Consider the following 23,586-nt stretch of genomic DNA (forward strand, 5'->3'; position numbering starts at 1 on the left):
GGCGGGGCGGGGGCGTTTGGCGCGGGCCGTTTCGGGGGCGCTGCCCCCGGGCCCCCGCTCCTCAATCGCCGGAGGGGCTTCAACTGGCCGCCGGGGCGGGCGGCGTCGATGCTGGGGGCATGGAGAAGAGTGAGGCGGACGGGCCCGGGATCCGGGTCTCCTCCGCCGCCGGGCGCTGGGTCGTCCTCACGACCGTGCTCGGGTCCAGCATGGCCATGCTCGACTCCACCGTCATCAACGTCGCCCTGCCCCGTATCGGCAAGGACCTCGGCACCGACCTGGCCGCACTCCAGTGGACCGTCAACGCCTACATGCTGACGCTCGCCGGGCTGATCCTGCTCGGCGGGGCGCTCGGTGACCGGTACGGGCGGCGGAGGGTCTTCGTCATCGGGGTCGTGTGGTTCGCCCTCGCCTCGCTGCTCTGCGGCATCGCGCCCAACGCCTTCGTGCTCATCGCCGCCCGCGCCCTCCAGGGCGTCGGCGGGGCGCTCCTCACCCCCGGGTCACTGGCCCTGATCCAGGCGAGCTTCCACCCGGACGACCGGGCCCGCGCGGTCGGGCTGTGGTCCGGGTTCGGCGGGATCGGGGCCGCCGTCGGGCCGTTCGTGGGCGGGTGGCTCGTCGACGGGCCCGGCTGGCGGTGGGTGTTCCTGCTCAACCTGCCGCTCGCCGCCGTCTGCGTGCCCGTCGCCCTGCGCCACGTACCGGAGTCCCGGGACCCGTACGCGCACGGCCGCTTCGACGTGCTCGGGGCGGCGCTCGGCGCGCTCGCCCTCGCGCTGGTGACGTTCGCGCTGATCGAGGCGCCGGGTCTTGGCGCGTCCCCGGCCGTGATCGGGGCGGCGGTGGGCGGGGTACTGCTCGGCGCCGCGTTCGTCCAGGTCGAGCGGCGGCGGACGTACCCCATGCTGCCGCCGTCGGTGTTCGCCTCCCGGCAGTTCACCACCGTCAACATCGTCACCCTCTGCGTCTACGCGGCGCTCGGCGGCTACTTCTTCCTCTCCGCGATCCAGCTCCAGGTCGTCGCGGGGTACTCGGCGCTCGGCGCGGGCACCGCGCTGCTGCCGACGACGGTCCTGATGCTGCTGTTCTCGGCCAGGTCCGGCGAGCTCGGCCAGCGCATCGGCCCCCGTATCCCGCTCACCGCGGGCCCGCTGATCGCCGCCACCGGCATGCTGCTGATGCTGCGCGTGGGGCCGGGATCGAATTCCGTCCGCGGGTACCTGACCGATGTGCTCCCGGCCGTCGCCGTCCTCGGCGTCGGCCTGGTCACCCTGGTGGCCCCGCTCACCGCGACCGTCCTGGCCTCCGTGGACACCGGCCGGGCCGGCCTCGCCAGCGGGATCAACAACGCCGCGGCCCGCGCCGCCGGGCTGATCGCGGTGGCCGCGCTGCCGCTGCTCGCCGGAATGGGGCCGGAGGCCTACCGGGACGCCGGGGAGTTCGCCGCGACCTTCCGGCGCGCCATGCCGATGTGCGCCGGGCTGCTGGTGGTGGGCGCCCTGATCGCCTGGTCGACCGTGCGCACGCCCCACGCGGCCGTACGGGACACGGCACGCCCCGAGTGCACGGTGCACTGCGGCGTCGCCGCCCCGCCACTGGAGCCGGCCCCGGAAACGGCACGCCGGGCGGACGGCCCCTGAGCGTCCCGACGGGCATTGTGCGCCCTTGGTGCCCCGGCGGCGCCGGTGCCAGGCACACTTGGACCCATGTCGATCCACGAGAACCTGCTCGGGGGCCCTGCCCCGACCCACCTGCCCGACGACCCGGGACCGCGCGAACTGCTCGCGGCGGACGTCGCGCCCGCCGATGTCGCCGCGAAGTACCCGACCTCCTCCCTGGCCTGGGCGCAGCTCGCCGACGAGGCGTTCGAGGGCGGCCGTGTCATCGAGTCCTACGCGTACGCCCGCACCGGCTACCACCGCGGCCTGGACGCACTGCGCCGGGCCGGCTGGAAGGGCCACGGCCCCGTGCCGTTCGAGCACGAGCCGAACCGCGGCTTCCTGCGCGCCCTGCACGCGCTGGCGCGCGCCGCGCACTCGATCGGTGAGCAGGAGGAGTACGAGCGCTGCTCGTCGTTCCTCCGCGACTCCTCGCCGACCGCCGCCGAGACGCTCGGCTAGGCAGCACCTGTCGTACCTGACCCGCGGCCCCGCAGGCACCACCGCCTGCGGGGCCTGCGCGTCCCCCGGAGTGGCGTTTAGGATGCGAGCAGGGGACCGGAGCTCCACCACCTCACGGAAGGGGCGGACCGCTACCCGGAAGCTCGTGTCGAGGAGACAGCAATGTCGACGATTCACCCCGACCCCGAAGCCACCGGTGCGCAGACCCCGCACCTCGACTTCGCGGGAACGACTCCGTACGAGGACTACGTCCAGGCGGACGTCCTCACCCACCTCCAGCACCTGCGCTCCGACGACCCGGGCGAGATGGTCTTCCTGGTCACCACCCAGGTCATGGAGCTGTGGTTCACCGTCATCGTCCATGAGTGGGAGACCGCCGCGCACGCCCTGCGCGAGGACCGGCTGCCGGTGGCGCGCGACGCGCTGAAGCGGTCGGTGCGGGAGCTGGAGGCGCTGAACGCCTCCTGGACGCCGCTCGCCCAGCTCACCCCCGCCCAGTTCAACTCCTACCGGTCCGCGCTCGGCGAGGGCTCCGGCTTCCAGTCGGCGATGTACCGGCGGATGGAGTTCCTGCTCGGGGACAAGTCCGCGTCCATGCTCGTGCCGCACCGGGGCGCACCCCGCGTGCACGCCGAGCTGGAGAAGGCGCTCGGGGAGCCGGGTCTGTACGACGAGGCCCTCGCGCTCCTGGCCCGGCGCGGCCACGCCGTCCCGGAGGCCGTGCTCGGCCGGGACCTGTCCCAGAAGTACGAGCCGTCGCACGAGGTCGAGGCCGTCTGGGCGGAGATCTACGCCAACCCCGACCAGCACGACGAGCTGGTCCGGCTGGGCGAGGCGCTCACCGATGTCGGCGAACTGGTGTGGCGATGGCGCAACGACCACCTCGTCGCCACCCGGCGAGCCATGGGCTCCAAGACCGGTACCGGCGGTTCGGCCGGGGTCGCCTGGCTGGAGAAGCGCGCCACCAAGAACGTGTTCCCCGAGCTCTGGACGGCCCGCAGCCATGTCTGACCTTCAGGAGCGCGCCCAGGCGCTCGACACCGCCGACGAACTGGCGCCGCTGCGCGAGCTGTTCACGCTCGACGACACCGTCTACCTGGACGGCAACTCGCTGGGCGCACTGCCCCGCCACGTGCCCGCCCGGCTCCAGGAGGTCCTCACCCGCGAGTGGGGCGAGCTGCGCATCCGGTCCTGGGACGAGAGCGGCTGGTGGACCGCGCCGGAGCGGATCGGGGACCGGATCGCCCCGGTCGTCGGGGCCGCCGCGGGACAGATCGTCGTCGGTGACTCGACGAGCGTGAACGTCTTCAAGGCCGTCGTCGCCGCGACCCGGCTGGCGCCGGAGGGCCGCGACGAGATCCTGGTAGACGCGGCCACCTTCCCCACGGACGGCTACATCGCGGAGTCGGCCGCCCGGATGACCGGTCACCGGATCGTCCAGGTCTCCCCCGCCGACGTGCCGGACGCCCTCGGTCCGCGTACCGCGGCCGTCCTGCTCAACCACGTCGACTACCGCTCCGGCAGGCTCCACGACCTGCCCGGACTCACCGCCGCCGTGCACGCGGCGGGCGGGATCGCGGTCTGGGACCTGTGCCACAGCGCGGGCGCGCTGCCCGTCGGACTGGACGCGCACGGAGTGGACCTGGCGGTCGGCTGCACGTACAAGTACCTCAACGGCGGGCCCGGTTCGCCCGCGTACCTGTACGTCGCCGCGCGGCACCAGGCGGCCTTCGACTCGCCCCTGCCGGGGTGGACGTCGCACGCCGACCCGTTCGCGATGACCCCCGGGTACACGCCCGCCGACGGCGCCGTACGGGGCCGGGTCGGGACCCCCGACATCCTGTCCATGCTGGCCCTGGAAGCGTCCCTCGACGTGTGGGACGGGGTCGGGGTCGAGGCGGTGCGGGCCAAGTCCCTGGCGCTGACGGACTTCTTCCTGGAGTGCGTCGCGGCGTACGTCCCCGAAGGGCGCGTCACCTCGGTCACCCCGGCCGCCCACGCGGAACGCGGCAGCCAGGTCGCGCTGCGCTGCGCGGACGCCGAACCGGTGATGGCCGCGCTCATCGCACGCGGAGTCGTCGGGGATCTGCGCCGTCCGGACGTACTCCGGTTCGGATTCACACCGCTGTACGTGGGATTCGCCGACGCCGAACGTGCGGCGCGGGCGCTCGCGGACGTGTTGGGCGGTTCGGCGGCGTAGGCTCCCGGGTCAGTCCGGCGACCGGCTCGCCCCGGTCGCCGGATGGCTTCCGGGCCGCTCGCGACGGCGGGCAGAATGAGTGCGACGACAGTCGACGGCGAGGGGTCGCACCGCATGATCTTCGACATCGACGGTGCGGCCGGCAGCGGCCGTTCCGGCTACGTACGGGCCTCGCGCGCGGTCCTCGCCGATGTGGTGCGGCGCCCGGAGGATCTCCGCGCGCTGTGCGATGCCGGCTTTCCGCAGAGCCCCTTCCGGATGGCCCCGGCCATCGCCGCGGACGACTGCGAGGTCGAGACGACCACCGTGGTGGACCTCGGTTCCGAGGTGGAGGTCGCCCGGCTGGACTCCGGCGATCTGCTGCTCTTCGGCTCGGTCCAGGGCTGGTACCTCTTCCTCCACCTCGATGACGGCACGGTGCACGCCTTCCCCGACGAGATGGCCCTCTTCGAGGGGGACTTCCGGCCGGTACACACGGACCTCTCCTCGTTCCGGCACATGCTGGAACTGCTGCACCGGCGGAAGCTGCTGATGAGACGTGAGCCGGCCGGCCCCGTCATCCAGAGCCGGCCGTTCGCCGAACTCAAGTGCTTCGCCGACGGGGTGAAGGACGAGTTCGACGGCGTCGACCCGCTGGTCTTCTCCCTGGAGAGCGATCAGGAAAGCCCCTGGATCTTCTTCTTCGCCGACCTCCAGATCGGCATGTACGACCCGGTGTACTAGGGCCTGTATTGGGTTGTCACGCGGAAGAAGGAGCGGGGCTGGGTGCGTGCGATCGCAAGGTTGCCGGAGCGCCCTTGTAGCGGAGCTACCAGGGCGTTTCGGCAACGCTGCGAGCGTGCGTGCCCAGCCCCGTGACGCCGCGGGACAACCCAATACAGGCCCTAGGGACCGTCCCGGCGGCCCCGCCGGGCGGGAGGCCCAGGCGGCCGCCGCCGGGGCAGGGAACGCCTCCATACTGATACCGTCCCCGCAGGTCAGCCCAGTTGGGCATTGTCAGGGACGGTTGGAGCAGCATGTCGGATTCTGCCGCGCGTGATCAGGACGCAGCCGAGACCGAGTCCGCGTTCTCGCATCCGGTGGTCGCCCCCGATGCCTCCGCCGCCTACGGCAGCCACCCGGACCAGACGATCGACTTCTACGCCCCGTACGACGGACGCACCGGCGCGCCCGTCGTGGTCGTCCTGCACGGCGGGGCGTGGCGGGCCCCGTACGACCGGCTCCACATGTCCCCGTTCGCGGGATTCCTGGCCCGGCGCGGGTTCGCCGTCGCCAGTGTCGAGTACCGGCGGGGCAGCGAGATCCCGCAGCAGCGCGGCTCGGGCCCGGTCGCCGGCCGCTGGCCGGAGACCTTCGACGACGTCGCCGCGGCGATGGACGCGCTGCCGGAGCTCCTCGCGCGGGAGTTGCCCGCGGCGGACTCCCGGCGGATCGTCGTCACCGGGCACTCGGCGGGCGGACAGCTCGCCCTGTGGGCCGCCGCCCGGCACGTACTGCCGGAGGGCTCGCCGTGGCGGCTGCCGCGCCCGCCCGCGCTGCGCGGCGTGGTGGCCCTCGCGCCGATCGCGGACTTCACCGCCGCGGTCGAGCTGGATGTGTGCTCCGGCGCGATCGGGCAGTTCCTGGGGACCGACGAGGACTTCGCCGCACGCAGGGCGCACGCCGACCCGGCGCTGCTGCTGCCCACCGGCATCGCGACCGCCGTGGTGCAGGGCACCACGGACCTCACGGTGCCGCAGGCCGTCGTGGAGGCGTTCGTCGACGCGGCGGCGAAGGAGGGGGAGACCGTGGGCCTGACCCTGCTGCCCGGCGTCGGGCACTTCCCGCTGATCGATCCGGCGGCCGACGCGTGCGCGGTGGTGGCCGAGGAGATCGCCCAGCTGGCCTGGTGAGACCCGCGGTACGGGGACGGGGACGGACCCGGGTAGTACTTGCGACGGACGGTCCAGGATCCGTATCCGTGCTGACGACCCCGGTCGCCGCGCCGCCTACCGTGGAGGCGTGACCGAGACCAAGACCAGAAGCCCTGAGCTCCGGGCCGCAGCAGGAGCGATGGCAGGCCTGCGGCAGGACCTGATCCGTGACGCGTTCGCCTACTGCCCGCTGCCGCCCATGCGGACCGACGGACCGGTGACCCGGCGGCTGCCGGAGCGGCTCCGGGCCCGTGCCGGGTGGACCCCGCACGCGATGGTGCTGGGGGCCGCGCTGATCGCGTTCATGCAGGGTTTCGCGAGCACCGGCAACGCAGGCGTCCTGCTGTCCGGGCTGCTGCCGGCCGCCTGCATCGCGATGACGCTGATCAGGCCGGTGGGGGCGTTCTGGATGTCGATGGCGATGGTCCCGGTGTCCGTGCTCTTCGGCGGCGCGGACGGGCCGTGGGGGCCGAGCACCTTCTTCGCCCACCTGGTCGTGCTGAACGTCGTCGCGGTCCGGACGAGGCCGCGGACCGCCGCCTGGATGTGGGCACTGACCCTGCTGCTCGGCACGCTCGTGGAGAACGTCGTCGGCTGGGACGCCGGATCGAACACCGCCGCCATGGCCGTGTCCTCCGCGTTCGCCCTGCTCCTGGTGAGTCTGGTGCAGATCCGCCGGGAGGCGGAGCGCGAGGTCACCGTGCAGCGTACCGTCACCGCCGTCGAGCGCGACCGTCGCACGCTGCTGGAGGAGCGCACCACCATCGCCCGCGAACTGCACGACGTGGTCGCCCACCACATGTCGGTCGTCGCGATCCAGGCCGAGGCCGCCCCGTACCGGGTGCAGAATCCGCCGCCCGAGCTGGAGCAGGCCTTCCTCACGATCCGGGAGAACGCCGTCGCGGCGCTCACCGAACTGCGCCGGGTGCTCGGCGTCGTACGGACCGAGGGCTACGAGGTGCCGGACGCGCCGCAGCCCACCCTCGCGGAGCTGGACGGCCTCCTCGCCAATGTCGGCGAGGCGGGCCTGACGGCGGAGAAGGCGGTGACCGGTGCGGTGCGTGAACTGCCGCAGGGCGTCGAGCTGTCGGCGTACCGGATCATCCAGGAGGCCCTCAGCAACACCCTGCGGCACGCGCCGGGTGCCACCGCGAAGGTCGAGATCGGCTATGTGCTGGGCGGGCTCGGACTGCGCGTGGTCAACGGCCCGCCGACCGGCCCGGTGAAACCCTCGCCGGGGGCCGGGCACGGAATAACCGGGATGCGGGAGCGGGTCGGGATGCTGAACGGTGAGATGACCGCCGAGACGACCGCGGACGGCGGATACGAGGTCACCGCGTTCATCCCCGTCCAGCAGGCCCCCTCCGACGCCCCCGTGGAGCAGGCATGACGACCGCCGGGACGGACGCGCCGATCCGGGTACTGATCGTCGACGACCAGATGATGGTCCGCGAGGGATTCTCGGTGCTGCTCAACGCGATGCCGGGCATCGAGGTCGCCGGCGAGGCGGTGAACGGCCGCGAGGCCGTCTCGCAGGTCGCGGCGCTCCGCCCCGACGTGGTGCTGATGGACATCCGGATGCCGGAGCTCAACGGCATCGAGGCGACCCGCGAGATCGTCGCGGCCGACGCCGACGCCAAGGTGCTGGTGCTGACCACCTTCGACCTCGACGAGTACGTCTACCAGGCGCTGCGCGCCGGTGCCTCCGGCTTCCTCCTCAAGGACGCCTCGGCCCGGCAACTCGCGGACGGTGTACGGGTGGTGGCCTCCGGCGAGGCGCTGCTCGCCCCCACCGTCACCAAGCGGCTGATCAACGAGTTCTCCAAGCTCGCGGCGGCCCCGCGCCCGCCCGCACTGGCCCGGATCGGCGACCTCACCGAGCGCGAGACGGAGGTGCTGGTCCTCATCGCCCAGGGCCTGTCGAACGCGGAGATCGCCTCGCACCTGGTGGTCGCCGAGTCCACCATCAAGACCCATGTGAGCCGCGTCCTGGTCAAGCTGGGCCTGCGCGACCGTACCCAGGCGGCCGTCTTCGCGTACGAGGCCCGGCTGGTCACGCCGTCCTGAGGGGCTGGCCGGGTGGCGGGCGGCCGGTTAGCGTCGGTTCATGAACCAGCCCACGCCTGCCGCCTCCGGCTCCGCCGCCCTCTTCGACCCGTGGTCGGCGGCGTTCGTCGCCGATCCGTATCCCGCCTATGCCGAGCTGCGGGCCACCGGCCGGGCGCACTACTTCGAGCGCACCGATCAGTGGCTCGTCCCGCACCACGCCGATGTGTCCGCGCTGCTGCGTGACCGCCGGCTGGGCCGGACGTATCTGCACCGGTTCACGCACGAGGAGTTCGGCCGGACCGCCCCGCCCGCCGAGCACGAGCCGTTCGAGACGCTCAACGGGCAGGGGATGCTGGACCTGGAGCCGCCGGACCACACCCGGATCAGGCGGCTGGTCTCCAAGGCGTTCACCCCGCGTACCGTCGAGCGGCTCGCCCCGACCGTGCACCGGCTGGCCGCCGGGCTCGTCGACGACTTCGTCGCGCAGGGCGGGGGCGATCTGCTCACGGCGGTGGCCGAACCGCTGCCCGTCGCGGTGATCGCCGAGATGCTCGGCATCCCCGAGTCCGACCGTGCCCCGCTGCGGCCCTGGTCGGCGGCGATCTGCGGAATGTTCGAGCTGAACCCGTCCGAGGAGACCGCCCGCGCCGCCGTCCGCGCCTCGGTCGACTTCTCCGGGTATCTGCGCGAGCTGATCGCCGAGCGGCGCGGGAACCCCGGCACGGATCTGATCTCCGCGCTCATCGCCGCCCACGACGAGGGTGAGCGGCTCACCGAGCAGGAAATGATCTCCACCTGTGTGCTGCTGCTGAACGCGGGGCACGAGGCGACTGTCAACACCACCGTGAACGGCTGGTGGACCCTGCTGCGCCACCCCGAGCAGCTGGCCGAGCTGCGGGCCGACCACGGGCTGCTGCCGTCCGCGATCGAGGAGCTGATGCGGTACGACACCCCGCTCCAGATGTTCGAGCGCTGGGTGCTCGACGACATCGAGATCGGCGGCACGGTCATTCCGCGCGGTTCCGAGGTGGCCCTGCTCTTCGGCTCGGCCAACCGCGACCCGGCCCGCTTCCCCGACCCGGACACGCTGGACCTCGCCCGGCAGGAGAACCCGCACATCACCTTCGGCGCGGGCATTCACTTCTGTCTGGGCGCCCCGCTGGCCCGGGTGGAACTGGCGGCCTCCTTCGGCGAGCTGCTGCGCCGGGCGCCGGACATGCGGCTGGTCGCGGAGCCGGAGTGGAATCCGGGGTACGTGATCCGGGGAGTGAAGGAGCTGCGCGTCGAGCTGTGAGGCGGCGGGGTGCGGGGGCGCCCGGGTGTCCAGTCGCCCGGGTGCCCGGCCGAGTCCTCAGCAGACCGACCCGCAGGGCGGCGGCGGCCCTTCGAGTACGTGGAACGTCACCCCGAGGACGGCCAGTGCCGCGAGGAGCGCCCCGAACCCGAGGGCCCGCAACCACTTCTTCCGTACGAGGCACAGGACGCCCAGCGCGGCCGCGACGCCGCCGAGGATCATGACCGGCAGGCCGTGCCAGAGCACGTCCCACTCGGACTGGCCCTCGAAGCCGCCGAAGAGCCCGCGCCGTGCGTAGGGTGCCCAGACGAGCATTCCGGCGGTGGCCCCGGCCGCGGCCGCGGCGAACCCGGCGATTCCGTTGAGGGCTTCCCGCCGGCTGTCCCCCGTGGTGTCCGTACCGATGTCCATGCCGATGTCCGTACCGATGTCCATACCGATGTCCATACCGGCGAGGACGCCCGCGGATGGCCCGCGGGTTGCGGGCCGCCCCCGCTCAGTTCAGCATGTCCCGCCGCCGCAGCGCCGCCAGACCGCCGGCCGTCAGCGCTACCGCGAGCGCGGTGAGCAGCGCCACCGGACCCCACTCCATCCCCGCCCCCGGCAGCTTCGGCAGGTGCGTGAACGGCGACAGGTCCATCACCGGCTGCGGCAGATTCAGGGCCGGGCCGATCCAGCCCAGCGCCAGGCAGAGCCCCACCGCTCCCCAGGCCGCGGCGGCGGCCCTCGGCAGCGCCCCGTACAGCAGGACCGTCACCCCGCCCAGCAGCCAGACGGCGGGCAGCTGCACCACCGAGGCGCCGAGCACGGCGGGCAGCTCGTGCCCGTATCCGGCGGCGAGGCCGAGGCCGCCGGCCACCATGATCAGGGCCGCGCCGCCGAAGGCTATGAGCAGGTGGCCGGCCGCCCAGCCGATCCGGCCGACCCCGCCCGCCAGCACCGGTTCGGCCCGCCCGGCGGTCTCCTCGCCGTGCATCCGCAGTACCGAGGAGACGATGTACAGCGCCGCCACCGTGCCCAGCACGGAGACCATCGAGGCGAGGAACGCATCGGTCAGACCGGCCTGTCCGCCCATCCGCTCGAAGATCTCCCTGGTCTTCTCGTTGTCCCCGACGAGGTCGGCCGCTCCGTTGGTCAGTCCGCCGAAGACGACACCGACCGCGGCGAACGACCCCGTCCAGCCCAGCAGCGCACCGCGCTGGAGCCGCACGGCGAGCCCGAACGCGGTGGAGATCCGGCCCCGGGCGGGCCCCGGCCGGGTCGCCAGGAAGCTCATGCCGACATCGCGCCGCCCGGCCAGCGCGTACGCTGCGGCGCACTGCACCGCCACGGCGCCGGCGATCACCGGGAGCACCCACCACCGCTCGTCCGCGTACGGCCGGACGTTCTCTGCCCAGCCGACGGGGGAGAGCCAGGTGAGCACGGACGAGCCGTCGCCCGTCGCGGAGTCGCCCGCCGCCTTCAGGACGAACGCGGCGCCGATCACCGCGGCCGTCAGCCCCTTCGCGAGCCGGGCGCTCTCGGTGAACTGGGCGGCGATCGCGGCGGTGCAGGCGAACAGCACACCGACCCCGGCGACGGCCGAAGCGATCGCCACCGCCCCGGCGCTGCCCGCCCCCGACCCGGCCATCCCGGCCACGATCACCAGGGCCAGCGCGGCATTGGCGATCACCGCGGCGAGCAGCGCCGCGGTCAGCGGGGCGCGCCGCCCGACCATGGCCGAGGAGAGCATCTCCTGACGGCCGGTCTCCTCCTCCTCGCGGGTGTGCCGCACGACGACGACCAGGCTCATCACCGCGGCCAGCGCGGAGCCGAAGGCGATCATGCGCCAGCTGACGAGCCCGCCCACGGAGTCGCTGAACACCGGCCCGTACATCGCCCGCAGGGAGCTGTTGCCGTTCATCGACGCGGCGAGCTCGGCGCGCTGGGCGTCCGTCCCGTAGAGCGAGGAGATGGACTTCGCGACGGAGGAGAACGAGCCGCCGAGCACGATCACCCAGAGCGGCATGATGATGCGGTCGCGCCGCAGGGCGAGTCTCAGCAGGGTCCAGGTCCCCGCGAGCTGTCCGGTCCCGGTCCCGGTCCCGGTCCGGCGTCCGGTGCCGGCCGGTGCGGTCATGGTCACGGCAGTCATCGCGCCGACACCTCCGCGACCGGGCCGCTGTCCGCCGCGTAGTGCCGCAGGAAGAGCTCCTCCAGCGTGGGCGGGGTGCTGCTCAGTGAGCGGACCCCGGACGCGGTGAGCGATCTGAGGACGGCGTCCAGCTTGTCGGTGTCGACCTGGAGCGTGACCCGGCGCCCCTGGATGTCGAGATCGTGCACCCCGGGCAGTCCCGCCAGCCCGCTGGGCTCGCCGGCCAGCTCGGCGCTGATGTTGGTGCGTGTCAGATGGCGCATGCCGGCCAGTGAGCCGGTCTCCACCGTCCGCCCCTGGCGGATGATGCTGACCCGGTCGCAGAGCGACTCGACCTCGCTGAGGATGTGGCTGGAGAGCAGGATCGTCCGCCCGCGGTCGCGCTCCTCGGCGACGCAGCGCTGGAAGACCTCCTCCATCAACGGGTCGAGCCCGCTGGTCGGTTCGTCCAGGATCAGCAGGTCCACATCGGAGGCGAACGCGGCGACGAGGGCCACCTTCTGCCGGTTGCCCTTGGAGTACGTACGACCCTTCTTGGTCGGGTCGAGCTCGAACCGCTCCACCAGGTCGGCGCGGCGGGCGTCGTCCAGGCCGCCGCGCAGCCGCCCGTACAGATCGATCACCTCGCCGCCGGAGAGGTTGCGCCACAGCGTGACGTCACCGGGGACGTACGCCACGCGCCGGTGCAGTTCCACCGCGTCGTGCCAGGGGTCGCGGCCGAGCAGCTGGGCTGCGCCGGCGTCGGCGCGCAGCAGGCCGAGCAGGACCCGGATGGTGGTGGACTTCCCCGACCCGTTGGGCCCGAGGAAGCCGTGGACCTCACCGGACTCGACGGCCAGGTCGAGCCCGTCCAGTGCGTGCGTCCGGCCGAACGACTTGTGCAGTCCGGCCACGGTGATTGCCGTCGTCATGATTTTGAACGTACGCTACTTTCACAAACTTGTGAAGTTAAGGAAACGTATAAACTCCGAAAGGGTGACGGGCCGGTGATCAGCCGGAGGCGCAGGGGAGACGATGGGGCGATGAGCAGCGAATCCGGAGAGAACGCACTGGAGCGGCAGGACACGGGCGCGGCGCCGGAGAAGCGGGACGCGGAGGCGGTCTCGCGCTTCGTCGAGCGGTTCGCGTCCGAGATGACCGAGGCGGGGATGCAGCGGATGGCGTCCCGCGTCTTCGCCGCCCTGCTCGCCGACGACGACGCCTCGATGACCTCGGCGGAGCTCGCGCTGGCGCTCCAGATCAGCCCGGCCGCCGTATCCGGCGCGGTGAACTACCTCACCCAGGTCAGCATGATCGGCCGTGAACGCGAACCGGGCTCCCGCCGCGACCGCTACCGCCTGCACAACGAGATCTGGTACACCACCTTCGCCAGCCGCGACCGGGTGCTCACCCGGTGGGAGCAGACCCTCAAGGACGGTGCGCGCACGCTCGGCGAGCACACGCCGGCCGGTGCCCGGATCGCGGAGACGGCGGCGTTCTTCGAGTTCCTGCAGTCCGAGCTGGGGAGCCTGATGGAGCGCTGGGAGGAGCACCGCAAGACCCTCGACCTGCCGACGGCCGACGGGCGCACGGGCGCCTGAGGGCCCGGCGGCACCACCACCGGGCCCGCCACCACCGCCTCGCCACCACCGGGCCCCGCCCGCCGGCTACGCGTCCGGTATCGGCAGCATCAGGCCCCACGCGCCCGCCCGCACCGTCCAGGTGCGCGTCCTCACCGGCCCGCCGACCTGTATGTCCGCGCGGTAGCGGAAGTCGGGGCCGGAGACCGTGACGGCCTTGGCCTCCGTGGTGACCGGGTCGCCGTCCGGCGGGTGGATCGTCACCACCGCGAGGCCGCCGTCGCCGCGCCCCGACGTCACCGTCACCGATTCGACAGGCCGGTCCAGATCGTTCAGCAGGACACCGTCCGCCTCGATCCGCAGCCGGTGCGTGCGCAGCGGGGCGGGCAGGGCCGAGGGCGCCGGGTGCACCAGGGTCCGGACCAGCGAGCGGCAGGTGTCCCAGACCGCGGTGACGCCCGAGTGGGCGGCCTCCGTGCCCGGTGCGCTGCTCAGGGCCGGGATGCGCAGCGCACCCAGGACCACGCCGTCGCTGTCGTCGACCAGCAGGTCCAGCCGTCGCACCGCGCCGTCGAGCGCGGTACGGGCCGCCGCCACCGCACCTGTCGGCACGCCGAGTGAATGGGCGAGTTCCAGCGCCGCCGCGGCGCCGACCGGGATCAGCGAAAGGGCGCTCCCGGCCGGTTCCCGCTCCCGGTGCAGCTGGGTCACCGCCCGCCTCAGCGCCCGGTCGTCCCCGACCACCACCGGCCGTCGGCCGCCCCTGCGGGAGAGGGCCCGAGCGAACTCCTCGGGCCCGTCGGGGAGGCAGATCTTGGCGTGCGAGCCGGCGCTCAGCACGTCCTTCGCGATCCGGACGGACTCGCCGTCCGTCCGGCGGGCGACCGGATCGATCACCACCAGCAGATGGGGCGCACCGTTACCGGGGGGCTGGGCAGCCGACACCTCGGTCCTTCCTCGGGTAGCATCTTGGTGCAAGAGCCCCTTGCGCTATTGCGCCAGGGGCTTGGTCTATTCCGGGGCACCCGGTTCGACGGTTCAGGCCGTGTCGTACAACGTCGTACGGCATGTACGACGTTTACGTACGCCCCCTGACCTTGGACATGCCCCGCCCGGAAGGGGTGTACGCCTGTGCCCGCACTTGTGCTGCTCGGTGCTCAGTGGGGTGACGAGGGCAAGGGGAAGGCCACCGACCTCCTCGGTGGATCCGTGGACTATGTGGTGCGATACCAAGGCGGCAACAATGCCGGCCACACGGTGGTCGTCGGCGACCAGAAGTACGCACTGCATCTCCTCCCCTCTGGAATCCTGTCACCGGGCTGTACCCCGGTCATCGGTAACGGTGTCGTGGTCGACCCGGCCGTCCTGCTCTCCGAGCTGAGTGGGCTGAACGACCGCGGCGTGGACACGTCCAAGCTGCTGATCAGCGGTAACGCCCATTTGATCACCCCGTACAACGTCACGGTCGACAAGGTGACGGAACGGTTCCTCGGCAAGCGGAAGATCGGCACCACCGGGCGCGGAATCGGCCCGACGTACGCCGACAAGATCAACCGGGTCGGCATCCGCGTCCAGGACCTCTACGACGAGTCGATCCTGGAGCAGAAGGTCGAGGCGGCCCTGGAGCAGAAGAACCAACTGCTGGCCAAGGTCTTCAACCGGCGCGCGATCGAGGCCGGCAAGGTCATCGAGGACATGCTCCAGTACGCGGAGCAGATCAAGCCCTTCGTGGCCGACACTACGCTGATCCTGAACAACGCCATCGACGCGGGCAAGGTCGTCCTCTTCGAGGGCGGTCAGGGCACGCTGCTCGACGTCGACCACGGCACGTACCCCTTCGTCACCTCGTCGAACCCGACCGCGGGCGGCGCCTGCACCGGTTCCGGCGTGGGCCCGACGAAGATCAGCCGGGTCATCGGCATCCTCAAGGCCTATACGACGCGCGTCGGCGCCGGTCCGTTCCCGACCGAGCTGCTCGACGAGGACGGCGAGGCGCTGCGCCGCATCGGTGGCGAGCGGGGTGTCACCACCGGCCGTGACCGCCGCTGCGGCTGGTTCGACGCGCCGATCGCGCGGTACGCGACCCGGGTCAACGGCCTGACCGACTTCTTCCTCACCAAGCTCGACGTCCTCACCGGCTGGGAGCGGATCCCGGTGTGCGTGGCGTACGAGATCGACGGCAAGCGCGTCGAGGAGCTCCCGTACAACCAGACGGACTTCCACCACGCGAAGCCGATCTACGAGATGCTGCCGGGCTGGTCCGAGGACATCACCAAGGCGAAGACCTTCGCCGACCTGCCGAAGAACGCGCAGGGTTACGTGAAGGCGCTGGAGGAGATGTCCGGCGCCCCGATCTCCGCGATCGGGGTCGGTCCCGGCCGGACCGAGACGATCGAGATCAACTCGTTCCTGTAGGCGCGCGCAAGCGGGTACGCGAGAGGGCCGGGGCGGCGGATTCGCCCCGGCCCTCTCGCGTACCCGCTTGCTGGTCTAGACCTTGACAGGTCCAGACCAGTGGGAGTTGGGTGTCGGGATGCCCGGACGCATGCCGGAGCCCTTCGGCGTGTCCCTGTCGAAGGAGTGAGCAGCACTGAACCGCATCAAGAGCCTTCTGACCGCACTGAGTGCCGTCGTCGCGACGGCGGCCTTCCTCCCCGCCACGGCGCACGCGGCGGCTCCGGCCCCCGCTCCCTCCGCCGCGTGTGCGCCGCTCTGGAGTTCCTCGACCGCCTATACGGCCGGCGGCGCCGTCTCGCACCACGGCCGCAACTGGACGGCCAAGTGGTGGACGCGGAACGAGAACCCGGGCGCCACCACCGTCTGGCAGGACGGCGGGGCCTGTACGGGCGGGGTCTCCGACTTCGTCATCAGCGAGGCGGAGTTCGACCGGATCTTCCCGGACCGCGACCCCTTCTACACGTACCAGGGGCTGATCGACGCCCTGCACGCCTACCCGCGCTTCGCCAACACCGGGACCGAGGCGATGCGGAGCCGGGAGGCGGCGGCGTTCCTGACGCACGCCGACTTCGAGTCGGTCGGTCTCCAGTACGTGAAGGAGATCAACGAGGCCAACTACTGGATCAAGTGCGACTACAGCCAGCCCTTCGGCTGCCCGGCCGGACAGTCCGCGTACTACGGCCGCGGCCCGATCATGTTCAGCTGGAACTTCAACTACAAGGCCGCCGGTGACGCGCTCGGCCTCGACCTGCTGAACGACCCGTGGCTGGTCGAGCGGGATCCGTCGGTCGCCTGGCAGACCGCGCTCTGGTACTGGAACACCCAGAACGGCCCCGGCACCATGACCTCGCACGAGGCCATGGTCGGTGGCGCCGGGTTCGGTGAGACGATCCGCTCGCTCAACGGCGCGCTGGAGTGCGACGGCGGCAACCCCGGATCGGTGGCGGCGCGGGTCGCCACGTACGAGCGGATCACCGGCATCGTCGGTACGAACCCGGGCTCCGGGCTCACCTGCTGACGGTGCGGCAGGTGCACGTGCGCGGGATGCGCGGCTGACCGGCCGGACAGTATGGCGTCCCGCATGTTGGGCGGGCCCGAAGGTTTTACCCTCGGGCCCGTCGCCGTTCCGGGTGCCGCCGCGGAGTGACTCCCTCCGGAATCAGCCCTGTTGGGAGTGTCTGCGGGGCGAGCGGACGGTGGCCTGTCCGGGCGGGGCGGCGGATGGGGAAGGTTTCCTCATGTTGGTCTAGATCTTGACAGGTCCAGACCAACAGCGCTTGAGTGTCGGCACCCCCACCATGGCGGCGCACCGATGAGCCCGGTGCGCCGCGCCGAAGGAGTGTTCACGTGATCAGACGCATCATGGGCGTACTCGCCGCGCTCGGCACGGTCGTCGCGACGCTGGTAATCCTCCCCGCCACCACCGCATCGGCGGCCGACTGCGCGGCTGCCTGGAACTCCTCGTCCGTCTACACGGGAGGCGGCGCCGCCTCGTACAACGGGCACAACTGGAGCGCCAAGTGGTGGACCCAGAACGAGACGCCGGGCAGCTCCGACGTCTGGGCCGATCAAGGCAGTTGCGGAAGCGGCGGCGGCACGGACCCCGGTGACCCGGGCTCGTCGTCGGGCTTCGTCGTCAGCGAGGCGCAGTTCAACCAGATGTTCCCGGGCCGCAGCTCCTTCTACACCTACAGCGGGCTGACCGCCGCGCTGGACGCCTACCCGGGCTTCGCCAACACCGGCAGCGACGACGTGAAGAAGCAGGAGGCGGCCGCCTTCCTCGCCAACGTCAGCCACGAGACCGGCGGTCTGGTGTACGTGGTGGAGCAGAACACGGCCAACTACCCCCACTACTGCGACAGCACCCAGCCCTACGGCTGCCCCGCGGGCCAGGCCTCGTACTACGGCCGCGGCCCGATCCAGCTCAGCTGGAACTTCAACTACAAGGCCGCCGGTGACGCCCTCGGCATCGACCTGCTGGGCAACCCCTACCTGGTCGAGCAGGATGCGGCCGTGGCCTGGAAGACCGGCCTCTGGTACTGGAACACCCAGAACGGCCCCGGCACCATGACCGCCCACAACGCCATGGTGAACGGCGCCGGATTCGGTGAGACGATCCGGTCCATCAACGGCTCCATCGAGTGCAACGGCGGCAACCCCGCCCAGGTGCAGAGCCGGATCGACAAGTACCAGGCCTTCGTGTCGATCCTCGGCACGACGCCCGGGTCGAACCTGAGCTGCTGACGCGCGAGCTCCCTGCGACGGGGGGTGCGTCCGGTCTCACGGCCGGAGGCGCCCCCCGTCCGGCTGTCCGTCGTCGGCGAGGTCCAGCGCCCGGAACGCCAGCCACAGGTCGTAACGGGCGCTCGGCGTCCGCAGGAGCGAGCGCCGCAGTACGGTCTCCAGCCGGGTGAGGCGCTTGCGCACACCGGGTACGGAGATGGACAACGCCTCCGCCGTCGCACCGAGCCGGGCCTCGCACTCCAGCCAGGTGCGCAGTGTGGTGTACGGGTCGGCGCTGCCGCCGGCCGCTCCGGGGGCGCCGAGCGGGCGCACCTGCTGGGCCGCCCAGGAGCGGACCGCCGGGGTGCGCAGGATCTCGTCCAGCGAGGGGACGGGCGCCGCCGCGCCCCCGGCCGGGCGGGCGGCCCTGGGCAGTGCGGGCGTGGCGCGGACGGCCAGGGCCAGGTCCAGTGCGGCCTGGTCGGCCACCCGGTTCGGATCCAGGTCGAGCAGCTCGCCGATCAGCCGCAGCCGTGCCGCCAGGGTGTTGCGGTGGATCTTCAGGTGCGAGGTCGCGTGCGAGGAGAACGCGAGCCAGGACGCGAGGGTCGCCGCGAGTTCCTGACTGCCCGGGTCCTGGCCGCGCCGCGGTACGTGCCCGAGCAGCGGGGCCAGCAGGGCGTCGGCCCACCGCGCCCCCTCGGCGCCGACCATCAGCGCGGGCTCGGGCGCCGAGCCGAAGCCGGCGTGCCGGCCGGGCAGCCCGCGGGCGACGGCCAGCGCGTGGAAGGCCTGGCGGTACGCGGTCGCCGTGTCGGACAGCGGTACGTCCTCGCTGATGCCCACGACGCAGTCGTCCACCACCGCGGCGACCTCCGGGCCGAGCCGTCCGTCCGCCGGTTCCGGTCCCGCCGGCACGACGAGGATCAGATGGCGCGCGTACACCGGGCACCGCACGATCCAGGACCGGCCGCCGGAGAGGTCCGTGCAGATCCGGGCCACCTCGTCCCTGCTGCCGCCCGAGCACTCGACGACGCAGACGCGGACGGGGTCGGGCAGCGCGGGCTTCAGCGCGCCGGCCACCTGGTGCGCGATCGACAGCTGCCCGGTCATGAGCAGGTGCAGCACCGCCTCGCGGCCGCGGGACTCCGCCAGATCGACGCGGCGGCGCTTGCGCTCGACGGTCTCGGCCGCCCAGCACATGGCGAGCGGCAGGGCCACGTCGGCGAGGAGCACGGCCAGCCGGTCCGGCAGCGGGCGCCGGCCGACCACGGCGAGAACCGGCGCGGCGGTGTCCGGCGGGCCCTCCAGGGCGAACAGCAGCGCGGTGTGCGGCCCGTTGTCGAACGACAGGGAACGGGCCCCGAGCGCCGTCAACTCCCGCGCGCCCTCGGCCGCGAGTGCGGCCGATCCGGCGCTCGCGGCATCCGGGTCCCGGGCGACGCCGTGCAGGACGGTGCCGTCGCCGCCGAGCAGCCCCGCCCAGCCCTCGGCACGGCCCGACACCCAGCGCAGCAGCTCGCGCGAGCCGCCGGACCGGGCGAGCCCGTGCATCCGTACGACATCGTCGGCGCGACTGCGCGCGTGCACACTTCCCACGCTCCTGCCCTGCTCCCGCCAGAAACCGGAGCGAAGGCTACCGGTCTGGTTGTGCGGACTGATACCCCTCACCGGCCACACAGTGCGAACTGAATCTTTACCGGCTCCTACCCTGCGGCCTAAAGTCCGAACGCGGTTGCGGGCCTTTCGGGGGAGAGGCACGGGGGACGACGGCAGCGGCTCACGGGGGTGGCCGCTGTCGTCGGCGCAACCGCGCTCTCGCTTCGTTGTCAGTGGTGACCCGTAGCGTCGGAGACCAGAGAGACGGTCGCCTTCGCACGAGGAGAGATCACCACCATGGAGTTCCGGATCGAGCGCGACGCACTGGCCGACGCCGTCACCTGGGCGGCCCGGGTGCTGCCCACCAGGTCACCCGTTCCCGTACTGGGCGGTCTGCTGCTGGAAGCCGCGGACGGCCGGCTGTGCATCTCCGGCCTCGACTACGAGGCGTCCGCCCGTATCGAGGTGGACGCCGAGATCCTGCGGCCAGGCAAGGCGCTGGTCATGGGCCGCCGGCTGCTCGACGTGTGCCGGGTGCTGCCCGAGTGCGTGGTGGAGTGCGCGGTGGAGGGCTCCCGCTTCACGGTGACGGGCAGCGGCGCCGGATTCGGTCTCTCGGTGCTGCCGCTCGACGACTATCCGTCGCTGCCGCCGCTGCCGGAGGTCCTCGGGGCGGTGGACTGCGAGGAGTTCGCGGCGGCCGTCGCGGATGTGGCGGTGGCGGCCGGCCGGGACGACACGCTGCCGACGCTCACCGGCATCCGGCTGGGGCTCGACGGCGACCGGATGACCCTGGCGGCGACGGACCGGTACCGCTTCGCGGTCCGCACGCTCGGCTGGAAGCCCGCGGCGGCGGACGTCTCGGCGGATGTCGTGGTCTCGGCCCGCCGGCTCACCGAGATCGCCCGCTCCTTCGGCCGCGCGGGCGTGGTCAGCCTCGCACTGGACAGCGGGTCGGCCGGGTTCGAACTGGCCGGGATGCGCACCACGGTCCGGCTCCTGGACGGCCGACTGCCGCGCCACGACAAGCTGTTCACGATGGCGGACCCGGCCACGGCGGTCACCGACCGGGAGCCCCTGGTGGAGGCGGTGAAGCGGGTCTCGGTGGTGGCGGACAACGACAGCCCGCTGCAACTCGCCTTCCGTGCCGACTCGGTGCTGCTCCAGGCAGGCTACGAGGACGACGTGGCGTCCCAGCGGCTGCCCGCCGCCCTGGCAGGCGCCGAGGAGCTGACGGTCGCCTTCAAGCCCTCCTACCTGATGGACGCGCTGGCCTCGTTCGACGCACCGGTCCTCCGGTTCAGGCTGATGGGCCCGGGGCAGCGCGCCATGGTCACCGGGCATGCGTCGCACGAGGAGGCGACGGGCCGGGCGACCGCGGCGGAAGGGGCCGGGCAGCCGGCTCACCAGCATCTGCTGATGTCGGTCAAGCCGCTGGTCTGACGACCTGGTGCGCGACAGGGAGCCTGCTCACCATCACGCACCAGGTCGTGAGGGCTGTCCCGCAAGGAGGGTGCGGGACAGCCCTCGGGGTGTGTCCGGGGAGGGTCAGAAGCCCGGGAAGCCGGTGGGCGAGGTCCGCCGACCACGGGGACCCGGACGTCGCGGTGGAGCTCATGCGGGGCGAGTGGAAGCGTGCCCGGAGCGTCATCGTCGCGGACGCGCCGGGCTGGTCCCTGCACCGCGCGGGGCACGACGCGGACGCCGTCGGATACGCCCGCGAGGCCGCCAGGACGGGCTGGGGCAATGCGCTCTTCCGGTACCACCGGGGAGCGATCGAGCACGCTCCCGGGCTGCCCGGGACGACCGGCACCTGCGCGAGGCGCTCGCCCTGAACCCGGACTTCTCCCCTTCCACGCCCCGTTGGCCAGGCGGCTGCTGAACCCGAGGGGGACCGGGTCACCGAGTCGATGAGGCGGACGGGACGGGGACGGGACCCGTCCCGCTCATCCGGACTTCGTGTACGTGAGCTTCTCGCCGGTGTCCGTGTTCTCGCGGCTCAGGGTGCCGTCCGGGAGCAGGGTGAGTGTGGTGGGGCTGCCCGGCGTACAGGACGACATGGGCTCGCCGACCGTCACCGTGGAGGGGCCGACCCGGAGCGGGTCGTCGCCCGTGACGTCGTCCGTCAGATCCGCCTCGAAGACGCAGCGGTAGGTGCCGCCGTTGTCGGTCGGTCCCTGTGCGGTGAGGGTGAGGACGGCCTCGCCGGCCCGGCCCTGCCGGATGACGAGTTCGCGGGTGGAGTGGCCGATGGCGTTGTCGATGCTGCCTGACCAGTTGCCCAGGTAGGACGCGGGGACGCCGCCCTCTTCGTCGCCGTCCTGCCCGTCGTCGCTCGGGGACGGGTCCTGGCCGCCGTCGGGGGACGGGGAGCCGGAGCCGCCGGCGCTGTCCGTCGACGAGGTGGTGGAGTGCGTCGGGGAGGCGGTGCGGGAGCCGTTGTCGTTCATCAGCGCGTAGACGGAGCCGCCGGCGCCTATCGCGACGAGCACGGCGATCACGACGAGAGCGACGGTCGAGCCGGTCCTCCGGCGGGCGGGCTCGGGGGCGGGCGGCTGCGTTCCGGTCGGATACAGCGGGTCGTACGCGGGCGCGGAGCCGAAACCGGGCTGCTGCGGATAGCCGTACGCGTAGCCCTGGTTGGGGCTCTGCTGCTGCGGATAGCCGTACCCCGGGGCCGGGGCCGGGGCCGCGGCCGGGTACGCGGCCGGATATCCGGCCGCCGGGGCGCCGGGCTGCTGCTGGGGGCCGACCACGGTGCGGAGGGGGAGGGTGCTGCCCGGCGCGGGGTGCTCCGGCGGCGTGGACGGTTCGGCGGGCGGCGGGCCTGCGGGGGACGGAACAGTGGGGGACGGGCCGGCGGAGGGCGGGGACGGTGTGTGCTGCGGGACCGTGTCCGCAGGGCCCGCCGCGTGCTCAGGGGGCACCGCGTCCCTCGGCTCCGCCCTCTCCCTGGAGTCCTTCGGGTCCTTCGGGTCTTTCGGGTCCTCCGGGTCCTCCGGGTCCTCCGAGTCGAGCAGTTCCACCGCGTGGCGGCCGAGTTGGGCGATGAGCGCCCCCGGGAGCCAGGGCTCCGAGGTGTGGTCCTCGGCCAGCCGGTCCAGGATCTCCTCGGTCGTCGGCCTGGCCCCCGGGTCCTTGCGGAGGCAGTGCTGGACCAGCTCCACGAGGTCCACCGGCACCCCGGTCAGGTCCGGGTCCTCCTGCGCGATCCGGAACATCAGCGCGTGCACCCCGCTGACCGTCCCGCCGAACGGGAGCCGTCCGGTCGAGGCGTATGCCAGCACCGAGCCCAGACAGAACACGTCGCACGCCGTGGTCACCCGCTCGCCCCGCACCTGCTCGGGCGACATGAAGCCGGGGGAGCCGACCAGCGCCCCGGTGCGGGTGAGACCCCCGTCGGTGACGGTGTCGAACGCGCGGGCGATACCGAAGTCGATGACGCGGGGGCCGTCGATCGTCAGCAGGATGTTGGACGGCTTGAGGTCGCGGTGGATGAGCCCGGCGGTGTGGATGGCCCGCAGGGCGTGCGCGAGACCGTTGCCCAGGATGTGGACCGAGCGCTCGGGCAGCGGTCCGTACGCGCCGGGGGCGGGTCCCGCCGAGGCGAACGCGCGGCCCGAGACGGTCGCCTGGAGGGACGGGCCCGCGACGTAACCGGTGGCGACCCAGGGCACGGTGGCGTCGGTGTCGGCGTCCAGTACGGGGGCGGTCCAGGTGGAACCGAGACGGCGTGCGGCCATCACCTCCCGCCTGAACCGGTCGCGGAACTCCTGCTGCTCGGCGAGCTCCTCGCGCACGAGCTTGATCGCGACGGTGCGGCCGCGGTCCGAGCGGGCCAGGTACACCTGGCCCATGCCGCCCGCGCCGAGTCTGCCCAGCAGTCGGTAGGCGCCGATGCGTTGCGGATCTGCGGAGCCGAGCTTTTCCATCGTGTGCAGTCCTCCCCCGTACGGCGACACGCCGGACGGGGTCGAGAATAGCGGCGCCGTTGTGCCCCGGCGGGGTGCGGTGCGTGGTCCGTGGCCGGGGCTT

At 72.6% G+C, this 23,586-nt stretch carries 21 protein-coding genes; 15 read left to right on the forward strand and 6 right to left on the reverse strand.

The features are described 5' to 3' along the window. Window positions 1-119 precede the first annotated feature (119 nt). The 9 genes from AB0I52_RS21460 to AB0I52_RS21500 all read left to right on the forward strand — a co-directional run bounded on the left by AB0I52_RS21460 (window position 120) and on the right by AB0I52_RS21500 (window position 9,579). Window positions 120-1,643: an MFS transporter gene (locus tag AB0I52_RS21460; protein WP_363074846.1), complete on the forward strand. Its 1,524-nt coding sequence runs from the start codon at window positions 120-122 to the stop codon at window positions 1,641-1,643. 66 nt (window positions 1,644-1,709) lie between these two features. Further along, window positions 1,710-2,123 carry a DUF3151 domain-containing protein gene (locus AB0I52_RS21465; RefSeq protein WP_363074848.1) on the forward strand — a complete coding sequence of 138 codons (414 nt, stop codon included), beginning with the start codon at window positions 1,710-1,712 and terminating at the stop codon, window positions 2,121-2,123. Window positions 2,124-2,285: 162 nt separating this feature from the next. Then, window positions 2,286-3,134, forward strand: coding sequence for a tryptophan 2,3-dioxygenase family protein (locus tag AB0I52_RS21470; protein ID WP_363074850.1), 849 nt, complete (start codon window positions 2,286-2,288; stop codon window positions 3,132-3,134). After that, a complete protein-coding gene (gene kynU / locus AB0I52_RS21475; protein WP_363074852.1) occupies window positions 3,127-4,323 on the forward strand; it encodes a kynureninase in 1,197 nt (398 codons plus the stop codon). Before AB0I52_RS21470 ends, kynU begins: the two co-directional genes overlap by 8 nt. A 75-nt stretch (window positions 4,324-4,398) precedes the next feature. Next, window positions 4,399-5,046, forward strand: a complete 648-nt coding sequence (locus tag AB0I52_RS21480) for an SUKH-4 family immunity protein (protein ID WP_363074854.1) — start codon at window positions 4,399-4,401, stop codon at window positions 5,044-5,046. A gap of 293 nt (window positions 5,047-5,339) precedes the next feature. Then, window positions 5,340-6,215, forward strand: a complete 876-nt coding sequence (locus AB0I52_RS21485; RefSeq protein WP_363074856.1) for an alpha/beta hydrolase — start codon at window positions 5,340-5,342, stop codon at window positions 6,213-6,215. 109 nt (window positions 6,216-6,324) lie between these two features. Beyond that, window positions 6,325-7,626, forward strand: a complete 1,302-nt coding sequence (locus AB0I52_RS21490; protein ID WP_363074858.1) for a histidine kinase — start codon at window positions 6,325-6,327, stop codon at window positions 7,624-7,626. Further along, window positions 7,623-8,303: a response regulator transcription factor gene (locus AB0I52_RS21495; protein ID WP_363074860.1), complete on the forward strand. Its 681-nt coding sequence runs from the start codon at window positions 7,623-7,625 to the stop codon at window positions 8,301-8,303. Before AB0I52_RS21490 ends, AB0I52_RS21495 begins: the two co-directional genes overlap by 4 nt. A gap of 40 nt (window positions 8,304-8,343) precedes the next feature. Next, window positions 8,344-9,579, forward strand: coding sequence for a cytochrome P450 (locus AB0I52_RS21500; protein WP_363074862.1), 1,236 nt, complete (start codon window positions 8,344-8,346; stop codon window positions 9,577-9,579). A 57-nt stretch (window positions 9,580-9,636) separates the two neighbouring features. On the opposite strand, the gene AB0I52_RS21505 is transcribed toward AB0I52_RS21500, so the two are convergent. The 3 genes from AB0I52_RS21505 to AB0I52_RS21515 are packed head-to-tail and all read right to left on the reverse strand — an operon-like array spanning window position 9,637 to window position 12,624. Further along, window positions 9,637-10,026: a hypothetical protein gene (locus tag AB0I52_RS21505; RefSeq protein ID WP_363074864.1), complete on the reverse strand. Its 390-nt coding sequence runs from the start codon at window positions 10,024-10,026 to the stop codon at window positions 9,637-9,639. A 49-nt stretch (window positions 10,027-10,075) separates the two neighbouring features. Next, complete coding sequence (locus AB0I52_RS21510; RefSeq protein ID WP_363074957.1) at window positions 10,076-11,698, reverse strand: ABC transporter permease; 1,623 nt, start codon at window positions 11,696-11,698, stop codon at window positions 10,076-10,078. Between the two features lie 11 nt (window positions 11,699-11,709). Further along, complete coding sequence (locus AB0I52_RS21515; protein ID WP_363074866.1) at window positions 11,710-12,624, reverse strand: ABC transporter ATP-binding protein; 915 nt, start codon at window positions 12,622-12,624, stop codon at window positions 11,710-11,712. A 111-nt stretch (window positions 12,625-12,735) separates the two neighbouring features. Between AB0I52_RS21515 and AB0I52_RS21520 the strand changes: the two genes are divergently transcribed. After that, entirely contained in the window at window positions 12,736-13,293 is a 558-nt protein-coding gene (locus AB0I52_RS21520; protein WP_363074868.1) for a MarR family transcriptional regulator, read from the forward strand. 66 nt (window positions 13,294-13,359) lie between these two features. Here AB0I52_RS21520 and AB0I52_RS21525 read toward each other — a convergent pair whose 3' ends face one another. Further along, complete coding sequence (locus AB0I52_RS21525) at window positions 13,360-14,217, reverse strand: diacylglycerol kinase (RefSeq protein WP_363074870.1); 858 nt, start codon at window positions 14,215-14,217, stop codon at window positions 13,360-13,362. Window positions 14,218-14,403: 186 nt separating this feature from the next. Here AB0I52_RS21525 and AB0I52_RS21530 point away from each other — a divergent pair, with 186 nt between their 5' ends. The 3 genes from AB0I52_RS21530 to AB0I52_RS21540 all read left to right on the forward strand — a co-directional run bounded on the left by AB0I52_RS21530 (window position 14,404) and on the right by AB0I52_RS21540 (window position 17,973). Beyond that, window positions 14,404-15,687, forward strand: coding sequence for an adenylosuccinate synthase (locus AB0I52_RS21530; RefSeq protein ID WP_363074872.1), 1,284 nt, complete (start codon window positions 14,404-14,406; stop codon window positions 15,685-15,687). A 175-nt stretch (window positions 15,688-15,862) separates the two neighbouring features. Then, the gene (locus tag AB0I52_RS21535; RefSeq protein WP_363074959.1) at window positions 15,863-16,747 is read left to right on the forward strand and encodes a glycoside hydrolase family 19 protein; all 885 of its coding nucleotides are present in this window, start codon (window positions 15,863-15,865) and stop codon (window positions 16,745-16,747) included. A gap of 329 nt (window positions 16,748-17,076) precedes the next feature. Beyond that, the gene (locus AB0I52_RS21540) at window positions 17,077-17,973 is read left to right on the forward strand and encodes a glycoside hydrolase family 19 protein (RefSeq protein WP_363074874.1); all 897 of its coding nucleotides are present in this window, start codon (window positions 17,077-17,079) and stop codon (window positions 17,971-17,973) included. Window positions 17,974-18,009: 36 nt separating this feature from the next. Here AB0I52_RS21540 and AB0I52_RS21545 read toward each other — a convergent pair whose 3' ends face one another. Further along, complete coding sequence (locus AB0I52_RS21545) at window positions 18,010-19,506, reverse strand: helix-turn-helix domain-containing protein (RefSeq protein WP_363074961.1); 1,497 nt, start codon at window positions 19,504-19,506, stop codon at window positions 18,010-18,012. Window positions 19,507-19,848: 342 nt separating this feature from the next. On the opposite strand from AB0I52_RS21545, the gene dnaN reads away from it, so the two are divergent. Together dnaN and AB0I52_RS21555 are read left to right on the forward strand one after the other, a co-directional pair. Beyond that, window positions 19,849-20,994, forward strand: a complete 1,146-nt coding sequence (dnaN, locus tag AB0I52_RS21550) for a DNA polymerase III subunit beta (protein WP_363074876.1) — start codon at window positions 19,849-19,851, stop codon at window positions 20,992-20,994. A 164-nt stretch (window positions 20,995-21,158) separates the two neighbouring features. After that, complete coding sequence (locus AB0I52_RS21555) at window positions 21,159-21,386, forward strand: hypothetical protein (protein WP_363074878.1); 228 nt, start codon at window positions 21,159-21,161, stop codon at window positions 21,384-21,386. Between the two features lie 111 nt (window positions 21,387-21,497). Here AB0I52_RS21555 and AB0I52_RS21560 read toward each other — a convergent pair whose 3' ends face one another. Beyond that, entirely contained in the window at window positions 21,498-23,483 is a 1,986-nt protein-coding gene (locus AB0I52_RS21560; protein ID WP_363074880.1) for a serine/threonine-protein kinase, read from the reverse strand. Between the last annotated feature and the right edge of the window lie 103 nt (window positions 23,484-23,586).

It is taken from the genome of Streptomyces sp. NPDC050423 (assembly GCF_040655445.1).
In the GTDB taxonomy this organism is placed as follows: domain Bacteria; phylum Actinomycetota; class Actinomycetes; order Streptomycetales; family Streptomycetaceae; genus Streptomyces.